This is a genomic window from Mesorhizobium sp. B3-1-9 (genome assembly GCF_006439595.1).
Lineage (GTDB): Bacteria > Pseudomonadota > Alphaproteobacteria > Rhizobiales > Rhizobiaceae > Mesorhizobium.
Map to the genome: position 1 here is coordinate 307488 of NZ_VFTJ01000003.1, position 19633 is coordinate 327120.

A 19633-nucleotide genomic window follows, 5' to 3' on the forward strand; every position below is an offset into this window, starting at 1 on the left:
GTGGCGGTGACGCCGCATTGCGCCCCCGCTTACGGAATTTTCAATGAACATTCAGACGAACCCGAACAAGATCGAACAGACAAGCGCCGGCTTCCCGGTGGTGACGGAAGCGCCGATACGCTCCAATTTCCTGCCCGAGGACCGGCTGCGCGCCTTGGGCGTTGCGCTCGCCAAGGGCGAAGTCAAGGAATTGTTCGGGCTCGCTCCATTCGAGTTCCAGGCCCGCATCCGCGACAGCGCCAAGAAAATCCTCGAAGTCTACCGTTCGACCAACGCCGCCCAGGCCAAGGGCGAGACCATCACGCCGGCCGCGCAATGGCTGCTCGACAACAACTACCTGGTCGAGGAGACCATCTTCCAGGTCAAGCGCGACCTGCCGCGCCGCTTCTATCGCCAACTGCCGACGCTGACACTCGGCGACGGCACGGTGCTGCCGCGCGCCTTCGTCGTTGCCTGGGGCTATGTCGAGCATTCCGACAGCTCCGTCTCGGCCAATATGTTCAAGGCGATCGTCGAGGGCTTCCAGTCGGTCGAGCCGATGAAGATCGGCGAGCTCTGGGCGCTGCCCTCGCTGCTGCGCTTCGTGCTGATCGAGAACCTGCGTCGCATCGCCGTGCGCGTCGATCGCACCAGGCAGATGCGCCACATCGCCAACGAGGTCGCCGACCGCGTTCTGGCGACCGACGACAATGCCGACCGCACGAGGATCCTGTCCAACTACGGCACGCATGCGCAGGACACCACCTTCGCCACCCAACTGCTCTATCGCTTGCGCGACGGGTCGCAGAACGCCGGGCGCGCCCTGGAATGGCTGGAAGGCGAGCTCGAAAAAACCGGCTCCGACGCCGAGGAGATCATCATCTCCGAGCATCAGACGCTCTCCAGCGGCAACGTCACGACCGGCAACATCATCCGCGGCCTGCGCCTCATCAACGACGTCGACTGGACGGTCTGGTTCGAGGGCGTCAGCCGCATCGACACGCTGCTGCGCCAGAAGACCGATTTCGCCGACCTCGACTTCTTCTCGCGCGACCAGTACCGCACCGCGATCGAGCAGCTGGCGCGCCGCTCGGATCTGTCCGAATACCGGGTGGCCGAAAAGGCGATCGAGCTTGCCGGCCATACGCCCGGCGTCACCGACGCGTCCGGCGTGCCCGAAACCGCCGACCCCGACGTGCATACCGATGTCGGCTTCTTCCTGGTTGGCCCGCGCCGCCAGGAACTGGAAAATGCGATCGGCTACCGGCCGCCTTTCTATGTGACCTTCAAGCGCGGCTTTGCCAGCGCCGGCTGGTTGGGCATCGTCGTGCCGGTCTTCCTTTTGACGGCGCTGCTGCTCGTGCTGTCGGGCAGGGCGCTTGCCAATCTCGGCCTGTCGGTGGAATCGATCACGCTGATGCTGGCGCTGTTCGCGGTGCCGGCAAGCGAAGGCGCTCTAGCCTTCTTCAACACCGTGGTGGCGCTGTTCCTGAAACCGACCAGGCTTGTCGGCTACGATTACAACAAGCACGGCATCCCGGCTGAATCGCGCACTCTGGTCGTGGTGCCTTCGCTGATCGGCTCGCGCGACGACGTCGAGGAAAATATCCGCAACATCGAGGTGCATCACCTCGCCAACACGGCCGAGGAGATCCACTTCGCGCTGTTGTCCGACTGGCCGGACTCCAAGACCGAGATCGACGCCGCCGATATCGAGATCCTGCAATATGCCCGCGACGAGATCGCCAGGCTGAACGCCCGCTATCCGTCGGAGGGCTCGCCGCGCTTCTATCTCCTGCATCGCCGCCGGCTCTACAATCAGGCGCAGGGCTGCTGGATGGGATGGGAGCGCAAGCGCGGCAAGCTGCATGAGCTGAACCTCCTGCTGCGCGGCGACAGCGACACCACCTTCCTGCCGCTCAACGTGCCGCTGCCGGAAAAGGTCGTCTATGTGATGACGCTCGACGCCGACACGCGCACCACGCGCGATGCGGTTTCGGACCTGGTCGGCAAGCTTGCTCACCCGCTCAACCGCCCTCATTTCGATCCGGTCAAGCACGTCGTCACCGCCGGCTACACCATCCTGCAGCCGCGCATCACCGCCTCGCTCACCAGCGGCGACGACGCCTCCTTCTTCCAGCGCGTCTTCTCGGCCAATCGCGGCCTCGACCCTTATGTGTTCGCCGTTTCCGACGTCTATCAGGACGTCTTCGGCGACGGTTCCTTCACCGGCAAGGGCCTCTACCATGTCGACGCCTTCGAGGCGGCGCTGAAGAACCGCATCGACGAAAACACCATCCTCAGCCACGATCTGCTCGAAGGCGCGCTCGCGCGGGCCGCGCTGGTGACGGATGTCGAACTGGTCGAGGACTATCCGACACGCTACTCGGTCGACGCCTCGCGCCACCATCGCTGGGCGCGCGGCGACTGGCAACTGCTCGGCTACATCTTCGACCCGCGCTCCGGCGTGCCTGCGCTGTCGCGCTGGAAGATGGTCGATAATCTGCGCCGCTCGGTCACCCCGATCTTCTGGGTGATGGCCTGTATCGCCGGCTGGACGCTGCTGCCCTTCACCCAGGCGGCGCAGTGGCAGGCCCTTCTGATCCTCAGCCTGTTCATGGCGCCGACCTTCGACATCGTGAACGGCATCCTGCCGAAGAGCGGCGACCAGACGCCGCGCGGCCATTTCTCCGCTTTGGCGCGCGACACCGTGTTCGGCACCGCGCTTGTGGCGCTCAAAGTGCTGTTGATGGCGCATCTCGCCTGGATGATGGGCGATGCCATCGTCCGCACCATCTACCGGCTCTTCGTCAGCCGTCAGAACCTGCTCGAATGGCGCACCGCCTCGCAGGCCGCCAAGAACAGCGGCAGCGATCTCGGCGCCTATTACGGCATGATGTATGGCGCGGTGATCATCGGCGTCGTCGGCCTCGCGATTCCGGTGCTGGCCGATTCCACCGGCGCCTTCGTCGCTTTCTTCTTCGCCATCTTCTGGATCGCTTCGCCGGCCGTCGCCTGCTGGATCAGCCGCTCGGCCGAAACCGAGGACAGGCTGCGCATCTCGAGCGCCGACATCCACGCGCTGCGCACCTTCGCGCGCCGCACCTGGCACTATTTCGAGACCTTCGTGACGGCCGAGCAGCATCACCTGCCGCCGGACAATTTCCAGGAAAGCCCGGCGCCGGTGGTGGCGCCGCGCACCTCGCCGACCAATATCGGCGTCTATCTGCTTTCGGTGGTTTCGGCGCGCGATTTCGGCTGGATCAGCCTGTCGGACGCCATCACCCGCATCGACGCCACGATGACGACCATCGAGAACATGCCGCGCGATCGCGGCCATCTCTACAACTGGTACGACACGACGACGCTGAAGCCGCTCTATCCGCTCTACATCTCCGCTGTCGACAGCGGCAATCTCGCTGGACATCTGGTTGCGGTGGCCGCCTCCTGCGCCGAATGGGCCGAGGCGCCGTCGGTGCACCTGCAGGGCGATTTCGAAGGCATCATCGACACCGTCACCATTCTCGACGAAAGCCTGGACGAGCTGCCGGACGACCGTCGGCAGCTGCGGCCGCTGCGCCAGCGCCTGGCCGATCGTCTCGACGGCATGCGCCGCGCGGTGGCGACCATCAAGGCACAGCCTGAGATGGCGTCGATCCGCACCATCAACCTTGCCGTGCTGGCTGGCGAGATCCGCAAGCTCGCCACCGCCATCCACACCGAGGCGGCCTCGCCGAAGAGCGATGTCATCGCCGACTGGGCGGAGCGGCTGGAAGCGACCTGCGAGGCGCATGTGCACGACTCGCACAATGACGAGAGCGCGGTCGCCGCTCTGCGCGCCAAGCTGCTCGCCTTGCGCGAGCGCTGCCGCCGCTATGCCTTCGAGATGGATTTCTCCTTCCTGATGCGCCAGGAGCGCAAGCTGCTGTCGATCGGCTACCGCGTCGAGGACCGCCAGCTCGACGAGAGCTGCTACGACCTGCTTGCCTCGGAAGCGCGGCTCACCAGCCTGTTCGCCATCGCCAAGGGCGACCTGCCGACCGAGCATTGGTTCCGTCTCGGACGGCCGATCGTCGAGATCGGCTTCCAGGGCGCGTTGATGTCCTGGTCGGGCTCGATGTTCGAGTATCTGATGCCGCCGCTGGTGATGAAGGAGCCGCAGGGCTCGATCCTCAACCAGACCAGCAAGCTCATCATCAAGCGCCAGATCCAGTATGCGCGTTCCAAGAACGTGCCCTGGGGCATTTCGGAAGCGGCCTACAATGCCCGCGACCGCGAGCTCACCTACCAGTACACCAATTTCGGCGTGCCCGGGCTCGGCCTGAAGCGCGGCCTTGGCCAGAACACCGTGATCGCGCCCTATGCGACGATCCTCGCCGCGCAGTTCAGTCCGCGCGAGGCGGTGCAGAACCTGCAGCGGCTGCGCTCGATCGGCGCGCTTGGCCGCCACGGCTTCTACGACGCTGTCGATTTCACGCCGCAGCGCGTGCCCGAAGGCACCGACCACGCGGTGGTGCAGAACTACATGGCGCACCATTCCGGCATGTCGATCGCCGCCGTCGCGGACGCCATTTTCGAGGGCCGGCTGCGCGAGCGTTTCCATAGCGATCCGGTGATCGAATCGGCCGAGCTTCTGTTGCAGGAGAAGGCGCCGCGCGACATTCCGACCGCAACCGTCAGGACGGAAGCGGACGAGCGATCCAAGGACGAAACCGAGACCGAGAGCCCCGATAGCCGCGTCATCCTCGATCCGATCAAGGCGCTGCGCGCGACCAACGTCATGTCCAACGGCCGCTATTCGGTCATGGTCACCGCGACGGGCTCCGGCTACAGCCGCTTCGGCGAGCTTGCCGTCACCCGCTGGCAGCCGGATCCGAGCGAGGACCGCCTCGGCTCCTACATCTTCCTGCGCGACACCGCGACGGGTGACTGGTGGTCGGCCACGGCGGAACCGAAGCGCGCCGAGGGCGAACGCGTCCAGACGCTGTTCGGCGACGACAAGGCGAGCTTCACCAAGACATTGGGCTCGCTGCGTTCCGAAGTCGAATGCATCGTCATTTCCGAAGGCAATGGCGAAGGCCGCCGCATCACCCTCTACAATGACGGCGCTGCCGACCGGCATATCGAGGTGACCTCCTTCACCGAACTGGTGCTCGGCAACGAAGCCTCTGACAACGCGCATCCGGCATTCTCCAAGATGTTCGTCGAGACCGAGATCGCGCCGAACAACGGCGCGATCTTCGCCACGCGGCGCAAGCGCGACAAGAACGACCCCGACCTCACCATGGTGCATTTCGTCACCGACCCGTCGGGCCCGTCGCGCGATGCCGAGGCCGAGACCGACCGGCGCGCCTTCATCGGCCGTGGCCGCACCATTGCCGATGCCGTCGCTTTCGATCCCGGCGTCAGGCTTTCGGGCAGCCAGGGCTTCACGCTCGACCCGGTGGCAGCACTTCGCCGCCAGGTGCGCGTGCCGGCCAACAAGAAGATCTCGCTGACCTTCTGGACCGCCGTCGGCGCCAATCGCGCCGAGCTCGACGAGGCGATCGCCCGCCTCGACCACCAGGAGAGCTTCGCCCGCCAGGCCATGCTGGCCTGGACGCGGAGCCAGGTGCAGACGCGCCATCTGGGCCTCAGCCTCACCGACGCCGCCAATGTGCAGAAGCTGGCGCGCTACCTGATCTATCCCGATCCGTTCCTGCGCCTGCCGGCGGAATCCATCGCGTCGGGCCTCGGCCGCCAGTCGAGCCTGTGGCCGACCAGCATCTCCGGCGATTTCCCGATCTTCCTGGTGCGCATCGGCGACGTCGCCGATCTCGAGATCGTCGCCCAGGCGCTCCGTTTCCAGGAATATATGCGGGCGCGGGGCATGATGATCGACTTCGTCGTCGTCAACGAGCAGGCCTCGTCCTATGTGCAGGACCTGCAGCGCGCGGTGGAGACGCTGTGCGAGAACAGCCGCCTGCGCGGCCGCGAGCTCGGGCCGCGCCAGCACATCTTCGCGGTGCGCCGCGACCTGATGGATGAGCCGACCTACAAGACCTTGCTGTCGGTGGCGCGCGTCGTGCTGCACACGCGCAACGGCACGATCTTCGACCAGCTCGAACGCGCCGAGACCGCGGCCCTCCAGGCCCGCGATGCCTTGCTGCAGGCCGAGGGCGGCTCGCCGCGCGAACCGGTTCCGCCGCTGCCTTTGCCGGTGCCGGCAAGCCATGGTGGAAGCGATGTCGCCGCCGACGGCAGCGGTCTCAGCCTGTGGAACGGCTTTGGCGGCTTTGACGGTGACGGCCGCCACTATGTGACGCGGCTGACGGGCCGGCGCTCGACGCCGCAGCCCTGGATCAACGTCATCTCCAATGCTGCCTTCGGCTTCCACGTCTCGGCGGAAGGCGCCGGCTTCACCTGGAGCCGCAACAGCCGCGACTACCAGCTGACGCCGTGGTCGAACGACCCGGTGTCGAACCGGCCGGGCGAGGGCTTCTATGTCTTCGACCACGCCAGCGGCAAGGCGTTCTCGCCGATGGCCGCGACGGTCCGCGATCCGTCGATGACCTATGAGACCTGGCACGGCCAGGGCTTTTCCACCTTCCGCTCGAAGCGCGGGCCTCTGTCGATGGACCTGACGCAGGTGGTCGATCCCGTCGATCCGGTGAAGATCACCCGGCTGCGCATCCAGAATTCGGGCTCCGTGCCGGCGCGCCTGCGTGTCTATGCCTATGCCGAATGGGTGCTGGGCGGCCACCGCTCGCGCACCGCGGCGACCATAGTGCCGACGCGCGACGCGGCGACAGGCGCGCTTCTGGCGCAGAACCCCTATGGCCTCGATTTCGGCGAGCGTGTCGCCTTCCTGGGGGCCAGCCATCCAATCCATTCGGTGACCGCCGACCGCTCCGAATTCGTCGGCAGGCACGGCACGACGGAGTATCCGCAAGCCGTGCTCGGCGGGCTTGCGCTTTCCGGGCGCATCGAGGCGGGCGACGACCCTTGCGCGGTTGTCGCCAGCGACATCGACATTCCGGCCGGTGGCGACGTGACGCTGCTCTGGCTGCTTGGCGACGCGGCCACGCCCGCCGAGGCAAGCGCCCTGGTGCAGACCCATCGCGGCAAGGATTTCGACCAGCGCCTGGCCGACAATGAAAAGGCCTGGCGCGGCTTCCTCGACACCATCCAGGTCGAGACGCCCGACGAGGCGATGAACGCCATGGTCAACCATTGGTTGCCCTATCAGGCCGTTGCCTGCCGCATCCGCGCGCGCTCGGCCTTCTACCAGGCGAGCGGCGCTTTCGGCTTCCGTGACCAGCTGCAGGACACGCTCGCCCTTCTGGCGCACGACCCGAAGCTGGCGCGTGACCAGATCCTCAATGCCGCGCGCCGGCAGTTCCCGGAAGGCGACGTGCAGCACTGGTGGTTGCCGCGCACCGATGCCGGCGTGCGCACCATGATCTCGGACGACGTCGTCTGGCTGGCGCATGCGACGGCCCGCTACATCGAGGTGACCGGCGACGCCGCGATCCTCAAGGAGCAGTTGCCCTTCATCGACGGGCAGCAGCTCGGCGAGGATGAGCATGACGCCTTCTTCACGCCCGAGATCACCAAGAACACCGCGCCGCTCTATGACCATTGCGCGCGGGCGCTCGATCTGGCGATCAAGCGCAGCAGTCCTGCCGGCCTGCCGCTCATCCTCGGCGGCGACTGGAACGACGGCATGAACCGTGTCGGCGAGGGCGGCAAGGGCGAGAGCGTGTGGCTGGGCTGGTTCCTGCTGAAGACGCTCACCGACTTCGCGCCTGTCGCCAAGGGACAGGGCGACGCCAAGCGGGCGCAGGCGTGGGTGAAGCACGCGGACGCGCTGAAGCGGGCCCTGGAAAGCACCGCCTGGGACGGCCAGTGGTATCGGCGCGGCAGCTTCGACGACGGCACGCCGCTCGGCTCGCACAATTCGCACGAGTGCAAGATCGATTCCATCGCCCAGTCCTGGAGCGTGCTGTCGGGCGAGGGCGATCCCGCGCGCTCGACGACGGCCATGGAACAGGCGACCGAGATGCTGGTCGACGATGATCTCAAGATCGTCAAGCTGTTCACGCCGCCCTTCTCGAAAAGCGAGAAAGACCCCGGCTACATCAAGAGCTACCCGCCGGGCGTGCGCGAGAATGGCGGCCAGTACACCCATGCCGCCACCTGGTTCGTGATCGCGCTGGCCGAAATGGGGCGCACCGACGAGGCCTACCGCTGCTTCTCGATGCTGAACCCGGTCAATCATGCTGCGGACGAGGCAGCGGCCGAACACTACCGCGTCGAGCCCTATGTCGTGGCCGCCGACATCTATGCCGGCGAAGGCAAGGGCGGCCGTGGCGGCTGGACCTGGTATACGGGGTCAGCCGGCTGGCTTTACCGCGCCGCGGTGGAAGGCATCCTCGGCATCGAGCGGCGCGGCAAGGAGATCACGTTTAGGCCGAAGCTGCCCGCGCACTGGGACGGCTACGCCGCGACGCTCAAGATGTTCGACGGCGAAATCAAGCTTCGCGTCATCCGCGACAAAAAGACCAAGTCGATCTCGCTAGAAGTCGACGGTTCGAAGAAAAAATCGGCCTCTTTTGAGCCGAAGGCCGGCGGCAAGGCCGAGGTCGTCGTCAGGATACCAGCGTAAAATCAAAGGCTTGGCCTATCGGCCGCGCATCTATCGGGATGCGCGGCCGATCGCCGTTTTTTACTTGGCGAGGCTCCCGCGCCTGAGCGCGTGCCTTACTTTACGGCAGGCTAAGCAAGAGGCTTGTGATTAAAAATGTGGCAGCGCGGGGCAAGTGCCATTATTTTGCCGCAAGGCTGACATTTCACCTTTTATCTCAAACCGTTAGGCGATCACGTCAGATTTCGTACCGTCGTCATCTTTTGTTCGCTAAATGGGAACGGAAGGGATAGACGACGCATTGTTTCGCGACACATTTACCGATACGTGTCAAAAAATGGTGCGGTGCACAATACGGGCATTGAGCACGGACAAGAGTTTGGCGGAGTAGCTGAAGTGTCACTTCTGCAGATCTACTTTAGAGCGCTGGGTTATTTGGCGGCCGACAAGAAGCGCGTCGCGCTGATTTGCTGCGCCAATGTCGCGCTCGCGGCGATTGCAATCCTCGAGCCGATCCTGCTCGGCCGGGTGATTGGTGCCATCTCGGAAAAAGGCCCGGTGTTTTCGACGCTCGCCGTCTGGGCCGCTCTCGGCATCTTCAACGTCGTCGCTTTCGTGCTGGTGGCGCGCGGCGCCGATCGCTTCGCCCATGCCCGCCGCTCCGAAGTGCTGTGCCAGTCCTTCGAGCGCGTGATCACCATGCCGCTCGCCTGGCATCACCAGCGCGGCACGTCCAATTCGCTGCACACGCTGCTGCGCGCCGTCGAGACCCTGTTCAGCCTGTGGCTCGAATTCATGCGCGTGCATCTCTCGACCGCCATCGCGCTGGTGCTGCTGGTGCCCACCGCGCTCGCCATGGATATCCGCATGTCCATCGTGTTGCTCGGCCTCGGCGTGCTCTACGTTGGCATCGGCCGCATCGTCATGCGTCGCACCAAGTCGGGGCAGACCGCCGTCGAGCGCCACTACCACACCGTCTTTGCCCATGTCTCCGACAGCGTCAGCAATGTCGCCGTGCTGCAGAGCTACAACCGCATCGGTCATGAGACCGCGACGTTGAAGCGTTACGTCAAGGACCTGCTCGACGCGCAGAACCCTGTGCTCGACTGGTGGGCGATCGCCAACGCGCTGAACCGCCTGTCGTCGACCATCTCGATGATGATCGTGCTGTCGATCGGCGCCTATCTCGTTACCCGGGGCCAGCTCCGCGTCGGCGACGTCGTCGCCTTCACTGGCTTTGCCGGAATGCTGATCGCCCGTCTCGACCAGATGTCGGCCTTCACCACCCAGATTTCCGAGGCGCGCGCCAAGCTCGAGGACTTCTATCGCCTCGAGGACTCGGCCGCCGAAACCGTCGAGCCCGATGGCCTGCGCGAGCTCGCCAACGTCACCGGCCATGTGCGCTTCGAGGACGTCAGCTTCGAGTTCGCCAATTCCGGTCACGGCATCGAGGACGTCTCGTTCGAGGTCCAGGCCGGCCAGACGGTCGCCATCGTCGGTCCCACCGGCGCCGGCAAGACGACGCTCATCAATCTGTTGCAGCGCGTCTTCACGCCGTCCAGCGGCCGCATCCTGATCGACGGCGTAGACACCCGCACGGTGACCCGCAAGTCGCTGCGCCATTCGATCGCCACCGTCTTCCAGGACGCCGGCCTGCTCAACCGCTCGATCGAGGACAACATCCGCGTCGGCCGCGCCGATGCGAGCAATGACGAGGTGCACGCTGCCGCCAATGCCGCCGCCGCGCAGGACTTCATCCTCTCCAAGAGCTGCGGCTACGACACCGTCGTCGGCGAGCGCGGCGGCCAGCTTTCCGGCGGCGAGCGCCAGCGTATCGCCATTGCCCGCGCCGTGCTGAAGGACGCGCCGATCCTGGTGCTCGACGAGGCGACCAGCGCGCTGGACGTGGAAACCGAGGACCGCGTCAAGGAAGCGATCGACGAGCTTCGCCGCAACCGCACGACCTTCATCATCGCTCACCGCCTGACCACGGTGCGCGACGCCGACCTCGTCGTCTTCATGGACAAGGGCAAGGTGGTCGAGTCCGGTGGCTTCACCGAACTGTCGCTGCGCAACGGCCGCTTCGCCTCCCTGCTGCGCGCCGGCGGCCTGCTCAACGACGAAGAGGTCCGCCGCCTCAGCCGTCCGGTTACGGAAGCGGCGTAATCCTAGAGCTCCCCCTTCTCCCGCAAGGGGAGAAGGCAAGGGCGCGCTCCCGCCTGCGACATCCGTCCAATTGCCCCAAACCTCATGCCGGTCTATTTAGGTCGGCATGAGCGACACCACCTCACGGCTAGCCGCCTGGACCGATCTCGCCAACCCGACGCGCTTCGTCGGGCTGGCGGACAAGATCATTCCGTGGCTGGCGGCGGTCGCGGCGATCCTGCTCGCCATCGGCCTCTATATGAGCTTCACCGCGCCGGAGGATTTCCAGCAGGGCATCACCGTGCGCATCATGTACATCCACGTGCCTTTCGCCTGGCTGGCCATGATGTGCTACACGATCATGGCGATCGCGGCGCTGGGCACCCTTGTCTGGCGTCATCCGCTGGCCGATGTGGCGCTGAAATCGGCGGCCCCGATCGGCGCCACCTTTACGGCACTGGCCCTGATCACCGGCTCCATCTGGGGCAAGCCGATGTGGGGCACCTGGTGGGTGTGGGATGCGCGGCTGACCTCGGTCTTCGTGCTTTTCCTGATGTATCTCGGCATCATCGCGCTGACCCGCGCGCTGGATGATGCAGGCCGCGCCGCCTGGGCCGCCGCCATCATCACCCTGGTCGGCTTCATCAACATCCCGATCATCAAATTCTCGGTCGACTGGTGGAACACGCTGCACCAGCCTGCCTCGGTCTTCCGCCTCGGCGGTCCGACCATCGATCCCTCGATGCTGTGGCCGCTCGCCGTGATGGCGCTCGGCTTCACCGTGCTTTTCTTCGCGCTGCACCTGATGGTGATGCGCACCGAGATTTTCCGCCGCCGCGTGACCGCGATGCGCAGGGTCGCAGCGCGACAGGCGGAGCGGGCTTAACCTTCTCCCACAAGGGGAGAAGGGGAGCTACCCCATCCGTCCCCTTGCCGCCACCGGCAGCGTTTCCAGCACCTTGTCGCCGTCGATCAGATGCACCTGGTCGAACAAATTCGTCACCACGCAGCAATGATCGGGCACGACGCGCACGCGCTGGCCGATGCCAAGGCCCGCGCCGTCCGAGAGTGTCACGGTGCCATGCTCTTCGCTCAATCCGGTGACCCGCGCGCCCGGCACCCCGAGCAGCTCGCCGAACTCGGGCAGCCCGAGCGTATCTGAAGACAGCGCCTTGCTGCCGCTGTCGAGGATGGCGCGGGTCGCAGTCGGATGGCTGACCACCGTGGCAAGCACCGTCAGCGCGCAGTCGTCCAGCGTGCCGACGCCTTTGGCGACCTGGTAGCGGTCGAGATAGATATAGGTGCCGGGCCGGTATTCGGTGACGACGCTGTCTTCGCCGGAGCGCCACATGTCAGGCGTGCCGCCGCTGGAGATGCGTTCGCATTCGAGTCCCGCCGCGGCAAGCGCGTCGCGCGCGGTCTTCAGCCAGGCTTCCGCCTCGCCGGCGCGCCCCGCGGCCGGATAGGTCATCAGCCCGCCGAAGCTTAGGCCCTTGGCCTTGTCGATCACCTTTGCCAACGCAAGCGCGTCGTTGGCGCTCTGCACGCCGCAACGGCCCATGCCGGTATCGCACTCGACCAGCACGGACAGCGGATGACCGGCATCGATAAAGGTCGCGGCAAGCCCTTCCAGCGTATCGTGGCTGTCCGCCGTCACCGACAGTGTGACACGGCCATGCAGCGCCTTCAGCCGCTCCAGCTTGGCGCGGCCGAGGATGTTGTAGGGCAGGAAAATGTCGGTCAGCCCGGCATCGGCCATCACCTCCGCCTCGCCGATCTTCTGGCAGGTGATGCCGATGGCGCCCGCCGCCACCTGCTTCTTTGCCCAGTAAGGCAGCTTGTGCGTCTTGATATGCGGCCTGAGCTTCAATCCATGCGCGTCGGCATGCGCCTGCGCCTTTTTGATGTTGGCTTCGGCGCGGGCCGCATCGATGAGGATCGCCGGGGTGTCGAGGTCGTCTATGCTTGGCATGGGATCACCGTCCAAAGCATGTCTTCCGAGCGGCAACCGCTGCGGGATAAGACATTGCGTTAAAACAAATCAGTTGGGTTTATGGCCCCGAAAGCCGCCCATGTCACGGGGCCAACCCGTCAGTTTGCGTCGACAGCGGGCGGGCATTGGGCTATTCGGATGGGCAGATTTCAGCAGGCAACGGCCGGGAGGAAACACGACCATGAAGCGCTCCAAGATCAACGACATCATCCGCGAAGCCGACGCCTTCATCCGCTCCTTCGGCTATATCATGCCACCCTTCGCCTATTGGTCGCCGGAAGAGATGAAGACGCATAAAGCGGACTCCTCGGCCATCTTCACCTCGCGCCTCGGCTGGGACATCACCGATTACGGCCAGGAGAAGTTCGACGAGCTAGGCCTGTTCCTGTTCACCGTACGCAACGGCCGCTACGAGGACATGAAGCTCGGCATGGGCATGCTCTATGCCGAAAAGATCATGATCTCGCGCAAGGACCAGCTGTCGCCGATGCATCGACACAACATCAAGGCCGAGGACATCATCAACCGCGGCGGCGGCAAGCTGGTGCTGGAACTCTTCATGCACGATCGCGACGGCGGCATCGACCCGAAGGCGGAGGTGTCTGTGCCGGTCGACGGCACCATCCACCGGATGCCGGCCGGCGGCCTGCTGAAGCTTGATCCCGGCCAGAGCGTGACGCTCCTGCCCGGCGTCTGGCACGCCTTCTGGGCCGAGGGCAAGGACGTGCTGATCGGCGAGGTCTCGACCGTCAATGACGACCTCACCGACAACGTCTTCCGCGAGCCAATCGGCCGCTTCTCCAACATCGACGAGGACGTCGCGCCGCTGCATCTCTTGGTGTCGGACTACGAGAAGTGGGTGGGGTAGGCGAGGGACGCTTCACTACCGAGCGTACTTATCCGCCTTGCGGTTCCCGAGCAGCAGCTTGCGTTCCAGATGCGCGCGCAGTTCGCCGTAATAGGCGGTGAGAAAAGCCTTTGAATCGATCGGCTCGACTCTGGCGCCGATCTTGCGGCCGATGGTCTCCGCGACCGCTTTGAGCGCCGAATAGTCGTCGCGGCGCAGCACTTCCTCCAGCTTCTGCAACTCGGCGATGCCGTAGGCGTCGAGCTGCGCGGGGCTGAACTGGAAGCGCGCCGCGATCGGATCCTTGCGCCGCGAAAGATCCTCGAGCAGCGCCACTTTCGGCGCCTCGACCACCCAGGTGCCGGCGAGCAGGTCGCCGATCCTCAGCCGATCGCGGTTGAACAGCGGGAACAGCGAGAACAGCAGCGCCCAGACCAGGCCGAAGATGGTCGTCAGCGTGTCGGCGACATCGGCGCTGGCGCGCGCGGCGAGGATCGACAGCGGCAGGAACACTTCGATCTCGCGGATCAGATTGCGCGCGATGACCTGGTCGAGCGTGAGGCCGGCGCCGCTGCGCGACGCGACCCTTACGCCAACCATGCGCTTGCCCGGTGTGGCTGCCCGCCGTCCCGCTTCGAAGGCGATGAAATAGACGTTGCGCAGGAAGAAGATGAAGATGATCCAGACGATGAAAAGTGGCTGCGCGTCCTGGAAGCCGAGGCCCGCCAGGCCAAAGATTATCACCAGAGAGACGACCACGGCCGCGGTGAGGATGATCACCACGTCGAGCAGGAAGCCCGAAGCGCGCGTGCCGGCGTCGGCCAGCTTGACCCTGAGATCGACGCCTTCCGGCGTCACAAGCGGACGGATCAGCGCTGCCGGGTTCTTGACCTTCGCTGTCCTAGCGCTCGCCATGCCGCACCATCCGGAACAGGTAGAAATAACTGAGCCATAAGGCCAGCATGCCGCCGCCGATCGAATAGCGGACAATGTCGCTGGTGATCGTCTGGCGGCCGATGCCTTCGAGCAGTCCGGCAAAAAGCAGCATCACCGTGACGCCGATCATGGCGGTCGCCGCCACGCGACCGGCCCGGGCGGCGGCCGCCATGCGGGTCAGTTCGCCGGGAAAGGCGATGCTGGTGCCGATGCGCATGCCAGCCGCGCCCGCGATGGCGATGGCGAACAGTTCGGTCGTGCCGTGGATCGACAGCCAGCCGCCGAGCTCGAAGCCGAGGCCCTTGGCGGCATAGATCTGGAAAATGGCGCCGAGCATGCAGCCATTCATCAGGATGATCAGCACGCTCGGCACCGCGAAGGCAAAACCAAGTGCGAAGGCCAGGATCGACACCTGCGTGTTGTGGGTGAAGAGATAGGCGGCAAAGCCCGACAGGAAATGGTCGCCGCCGCCGTAAAGCACGCTGCGCAGCGTTTCGGCCGACGAATCCGGGTTGCGCCCGCCGGCCAGGCTCGGCGCGATGATGGCGTCGTACCAGCGCTTGTCGGAAGCGACCAGCCAATAGCCGGCAATGGCGCCGATCACCGTCAGCCCGACCGATGTCCACACCTCGCACCACAGATCGCGGATCGCAGCCGGCCAATCGTGCAGGAAGAAGTCGCCGATGCGGGTCCTCAAAGATCGCCGCGCGCCGTAGAGATAGAAATAGCCGCGCAGGCAGAGCGCCTCGAGATAGGCGATCAGCGCGCTGTCGAGCGAGGTCGCGCGCGCCACCGAAAGCGAGGACAGCGCCGAGCGGTAGAGGAGCGGCAGCGACAGCAATTCGTCTTCCGAGAGCGCGCGCGGCGCACGCTTCTCGACGCGCGCCAGCAGCGCCTCGAAGGCTTTCCAGTCGGCTTCGCGCTCCTGGCGGAAGCTTGCCAGCGACTGGCGCACGGCATCGGTGCCGGCCGGCAGCGTCATAAGAGGTTCTCCTCCTTGAGCTGGATATAGCGCTCGACCAGCGCCGGGCCGAGCCGCTGATGGTCGGCCTCGATGACATGCGCACCGAGCAGGCGCAGGCGGCCGATCACCACCTGCCGCTGCCGCAGGAGGTCGCCGGCGGTGACGGAGCGGGCGACGTCCTCCGGCGCCGCCGGCGCCATGTCGGCCAGAGTCTCCAGCTCCACGTCTTTCATCAGCATGAACAGCACCAGATGCCGCTCTGTCAGCCGGCCGACGGTGCGCAGCATCAATTCGGCGCTGATCGGATCGACGAAATCCGTGAAGACGATGACCAGCGAGCGCCGGTCCAGCTTGGCCGAAAGCGTGGTCAGCGCCAGGGTGAAGTTGGTCTCCTCGGCCGAATAGTCGATCTCGGCGGCGCGCTTCTGGATCATGGTGAAGCTCGGCGAGCCGCGCACCGCGCCGCTGGAGACGCGCGGCCTGGCATCGAAGGAAAACAGGCTCACGAGATCGCCGCCCTTGAGCGCGATGAAGGCCGACAGGAGCGCCGCCGTCACTGCCCGGTCGACCTTCGGCACGCCATCGACCGGCTCGCACATCAGCCGGCCGCTGTCGATGGCCAGAACGATGTTGTTGTTCTCCTCGATCCGGAACTCGCGCGCCAAAAGCTTGCCATGGCGGGCGCTGCGCTTCCAGTCGATCATGCGCCGGCCCATGCCGGGCTGGTAATCCTTCAGCGCTTCGAACTCGCGGCCCTGGCCGGCGCGCTTCTGCGCATGACCATCGGCAAGAGCGGAGCGCTGCAAGAGCGTTATCGCCTCGTCGCGCGCGCTGCTGACATCGGGCAGCACCGCAACCTTGCGGTCGACGGGCAGCACGACCTGGTTCCAGATCAACCCGAATGGGCCCTGCCAGCGCAGCCACAGCCGGTCGAAACTGGCGATGCCGCGGCGGATGGCCTCGAATTCGAGATCGAGCGTGCCGCCATTGGCCGGCAGCGCGCCACCGGTGCCGGCCAATGGCTGGACCCGTTGGTCGTGCCCGACACGCGCCTGCAGGCGGCGCAGTCTTGCCCCGGCACCGGCCGCGATGTGCAAGATGAAGCGCCCGCCGATACCCACCTGCGGCGGCGCCGTCAGCGTTGCGTTGAGCGAGGCGCGGCCTCTGCCCGCGGCCGCGTCCACCGCCAGGAAGGCGAGCAGCACGCAGATCCACAACAGGCCGAGATACCAGACATGTGGCAAAGCGAGCGCGATCAGGAAGGCGGGGATCGCCCCCGCCGCCGCTGCCCAGACCGCTCGCCCGCTCGGATAGATCAACGCGGCGCTTCCGTATGGTCGACGAGGTCGGAGACGATCTGCTCGACCAGCCGCCCGTCGATCTGCGCCGCCGGCGAGAGAACCACACGGTGGCGCAGCGCCGGCACGGCCAGCGCCTTGACGTCGTCCGGGATGACATAGTTGCGGCCGTCGAGCGCCGCCCTGGCGCGCGCGGCTCTCGCCAGCATGGCGCCCGCGCGCGGGCTGGCGCCGACCTCGAGATCGGGGCTTTCGCGCGTGCCGCGCACAAGCGCCGCGATATAGCCGACGACATCGTCGACCAGCGTGACGTCGCCGATCGTGGCAAGCGCAGCTTCCAGCGTCTTGCGGTCGGTCCGCGCCTTGATGCCGTATTGCTCGATATCGTGCGAGGCCGAGCCGCCGCCGTGATGAACAATGATGGCGCGCTCTTCCGTGAGATCCGGATAGCTCACCCTGTGCTTGAACAGGAAGCGGTCGAGCTGCGCTTCGGGCAGCGGATAGACGCCCTGATGCTCGATCGGATTCTGCGTCGCCACCACCATGAAATTACCGCCGAGCGAATGCGTGGTGCCGTCGAAGGTGACGGCGTGCTCCTGCATGGCTTCGAGCAGCGCCGCTTGCGTCTTCGGCGGCGTGCGGTTGATTTCGTCGGCAAGCAGAAGATCGCAGAAGATCGGGCCGCGCGTCAGCGTGAACTGCCCGGTCTGGAAATTGTAGATGTTGGAGCCGACGATATCGCCGGGCATCAGGTCGGGCGTGAACTGGATACGGCCATAGGCGACGCCGAGCGCCTGCGCGAAGCAGCGCGCCGTCATGGTTTTGGCGGTGCCCGGCGGGCCTTCGAGCAGGATATGCCCGCCGGCAAACAAAGCCGTCAGCATCAGGTCGACGGTATCGCGCTGTCCGGTGATCGCTTTCGCGACTTCTTCCCTGATCGCGCCCGCCAGGGCTTTCACTTCATCGACGTTCACCGAGCCTCCTTGCCGTCCAGTCATGCAGCTGTTCGGCTGCTTCATGCATTGCGGCCAAATTGTTGGATTCATTCGCGGCCTTGAAGCGCCGGCTGAAGCCATGCGTCTCGCCCTTGTCGCGGGAATCGAGCCAGTGGTCGAGCGCTTCGCCCTGCAGCCCGTGCGGCGCGCCGAGCAAGGCGCCGGCGCGCTGCCGCACCAGCGCTGCGTAACGGTCGCCAAGCTCCTGCAGCCGCCCGGCGCGCTTCAAAAGCGTCGCCGTGGTGTCGACCAGCGCCCGCTTGCCGAAGGCGATGGCGCGTCCCTCCGCGCGCGGTGGGCCGAAGCGGCCGAGCCCGTGCAGGAAGGCGAGCGCGGCCGCTACAAGCACCGACAGCGTCAGCGCCAGGAAAGGCGGTTCGACCAAGAGCTTGGCGAGATCGTAGTTACCGCCGATGCCGTGCAGCGTCAGGTCGAACATGACGGCTCCCTTGGCGGGCTCCAGCATGGCGATGATGTCGAGCGCGGCGGCCGCCTTCTGCTCGTCCTTCAGCGCGGCATTGTTGAGGAAATCGGGATCGGTGAGGATGTAGAAGGGTTCGTTGTCGAGCTCGGTCAGGATAGCCCTGCCGTCGCCCGCCGCGATCAGCGGATGGTCGTCCGCCACCCATTGCAGTTCCTCCGGCGCGGGCACCGTTCGGCCGGCGATATTGATCTGCGAGAGCGTGTTCTTCGCCTCGCCGAGCTTGGCTTTGGCGATGCGGCCGAGCCAGTCGTTGACAACAGTATTGGGCAGCCGCTCGACCTTGGTCTCCCAGCCGTCATGGCTGAACAAGGGAAAGGTCTGCCATTTCGGCAGGACGAAAAGCGTGTCCTTGCCGGAGCGCAGCTTGATGATGCGGTCGAGCGCGGCCGGGTCGCTGCCCGGCGCGATGGTGACGATGAGCAGGAAAGTCGAGGCCAGCGGCGACCCCAGGTCCTTCTCGCCGCGCTCCATCGGCGGCGCCTGTCCGTTGGCGAGCTTCAGCCATTCGACAAGCCCTGCATAGCCGGTGCCACCCTTCGAAAACGGCGTGGCGCCGCCCTCGGGCTGGCGGAAATCGGGCGCATAAGTGGACAAAAGGAAAAACCCGGCCGCCGCCAGCAGGCTGGCGAAGATGCCCCAGAACAGGGTTCTGCGGCTGAACGGCGCCTCGGTCGTCTCGGCGGGCTGCGCGCTCATGCCCAGGCATCCCGGAAGGCGAAACGCTCATAGGCGCCGCGCGCCTGCCGCCAGCCCTCGGCGCCGACGGGACGGCGGGCAAACAAGGCCGCCTCGACGATGCGGGCGATCTCGCTGAACGCGGCGCGGGGCCGGGTGGGGATAGAGCCCGCGGCGGCGATATCGCGCGCGGTGAGCGACGGGCGCAGGAAGTTGGGCAGCCGGGTGGCTATGTCGGCGACGCTGCGGCGCAACAGAAGATGCACCGCCTCGTCAAACTCGCCGCGCGCTGCGAGCGCATCGGCCTCGGAGAGCAGAATCTGGGCGGCCCCCGCGTCAGGGCGCCATTCTTCCCTCGCTTCGGTTTCTTCGCGTTTCCGCCGCCATGGCAGGCGCCAGGCAACGCCTTTGGCCTCGAGAAAAAGCAGGAAAGCAATGATCGCGACGCCGATGATTACCGCGCCCCAGAACAGATAGATCATGTAAGGGCCGAGCTTAGTTAGGCCCTCCAGCACAGGCTTCAGCCATTCGGGAGGCTCGGGCCGCACATAGGTCGGCAGCCCGAACTGGATCGAATCGTCGGCCAGCAGTTGCTTGTGCAACTGCGCCAGCCGTCCGGCCTCATCCGTCGCTGCGGCTGTCACCCGCTCATTCCCCCTGCAACCTGCGGTTCGGGGCCGACACTGGCAAT

The 19633-nt window shown here is 65.7% G+C and carries 11 protein-coding genes; 4 read left to right on the plus strand and 7 right to left on the minus strand.

Annotated features, from left to right (window positions below; translation table 11 throughout):
- Positions 1 to 43 precede the first annotated feature (43 nt).
- The 3 genes from FJW07_RS07760 to FJW07_RS07770 all read left to right on the plus strand — a co-directional run bounded on the left by FJW07_RS07760 (position 44) and on the right by FJW07_RS07770 (position 11636).
- Positions 44 to 8626, plus strand: coding sequence for a glucoamylase family protein (locus FJW07_RS07760; RefSeq protein ID WP_140855560.1), 8583 nt, complete (start codon positions 44 to 46; stop codon positions 8624 to 8626).
- Between the two features lie 375 nt (positions 8627 to 9001).
- Positions 9002 to 10771, plus strand: coding sequence for a glucan ABC transporter ATP-binding protein/ permease (locus FJW07_RS07765; RefSeq protein WP_140641275.1), 1770 nt, complete (start codon positions 9002 to 9004; stop codon positions 10769 to 10771).
- Between the two features lie 106 nt (positions 10772 to 10877).
- Complete coding sequence (locus FJW07_RS07770; RefSeq protein ID WP_140656364.1) at positions 10878 to 11636, plus strand: heme ABC transporter permease; 759 nt, start codon at positions 10878 to 10880, stop codon at positions 11634 to 11636.
- 27 nt (positions 11637 to 11663) lie between these two features.
- Here the strand turns inward: FJW07_RS07770 and FJW07_RS07775 are convergent, their stop codons facing one another.
- Positions 11664 to 12722, minus strand: a complete 1059-nt coding sequence (locus FJW07_RS07775; protein ID WP_140855562.1) for a D-TA family PLP-dependent enzyme — start codon at positions 12720 to 12722, stop codon at positions 11664 to 11666.
- A gap of 202 nt (positions 12723 to 12924) precedes the next feature.
- Here FJW07_RS07775 and FJW07_RS07780 point away from each other — a divergent pair, with 202 nt between their 5' ends.
- The gene (locus FJW07_RS07780) at positions 12925 to 13611 is read left to right on the plus strand and encodes a D-lyxose/D-mannose family sugar isomerase (RefSeq protein WP_140656358.1); all 687 of its coding nucleotides are present in this window, start codon (positions 12925 to 12927) and stop codon (positions 13609 to 13611) included.
- A gap of 15 nt (positions 13612 to 13626) precedes the next feature.
- On the opposite strand, the gene FJW07_RS07785 is transcribed toward FJW07_RS07780, so the two are convergent.
- From FJW07_RS07785 to FJW07_RS07810, 6 genes are read right to left on the minus strand one after another with little or no spacing between them, the layout of a single operon-like run.
- Positions 13627 to 14505: an RDD family protein gene (locus FJW07_RS07785; protein ID WP_140855564.1), complete on the minus strand. Its 879-nt coding sequence runs from the start codon at positions 14503 to 14505 to the stop codon at positions 13627 to 13629.
- Positions 14492 to 15508 carry a stage II sporulation protein M gene (locus FJW07_RS07790; protein ID WP_140855566.1) on the minus strand — a complete coding sequence of 339 codons (1017 nt, stop codon included), beginning with the start codon at positions 15506 to 15508 and terminating at the stop codon, positions 14492 to 14494. Before FJW07_RS07790 ends, FJW07_RS07785 begins: the two co-directional genes overlap by 14 nt.
- Complete coding sequence (locus tag FJW07_RS07795) at positions 15505 to 16809, minus strand: DUF58 domain-containing protein (protein ID WP_140855568.1); 1305 nt, start codon at positions 16807 to 16809, stop codon at positions 15505 to 15507. Before FJW07_RS07795 ends, FJW07_RS07790 begins: the two co-directional genes overlap by 4 nt.
- The gene (locus tag FJW07_RS07800) at positions 16806 to 17762 is read right to left on the minus strand and encodes a MoxR family ATPase (protein ID WP_140855570.1); all 957 of its coding nucleotides are present in this window, start codon (positions 17760 to 17762) and stop codon (positions 16806 to 16808) included. Before FJW07_RS07800 ends, FJW07_RS07795 begins: the two co-directional genes overlap by 4 nt.
- Positions 17749 to 18963, minus strand: a complete 1215-nt coding sequence (locus FJW07_RS07805; RefSeq protein WP_140855572.1) for a DUF4350 domain-containing protein — start codon at positions 18961 to 18963, stop codon at positions 17749 to 17751. The genes FJW07_RS07800 and FJW07_RS07805 overlap by 14 nt, the downstream gene beginning before the upstream one ends.
- Positions 18960 to 19586, minus strand: a complete 627-nt coding sequence (locus FJW07_RS07810; RefSeq protein ID WP_246680703.1) for a DUF4129 domain-containing protein — start codon at positions 19584 to 19586, stop codon at positions 18960 to 18962. Before FJW07_RS07810 ends, FJW07_RS07805 begins: the two co-directional genes overlap by 4 nt.
- Positions 19587 to 19633 lie beyond the last annotated feature (47 nt).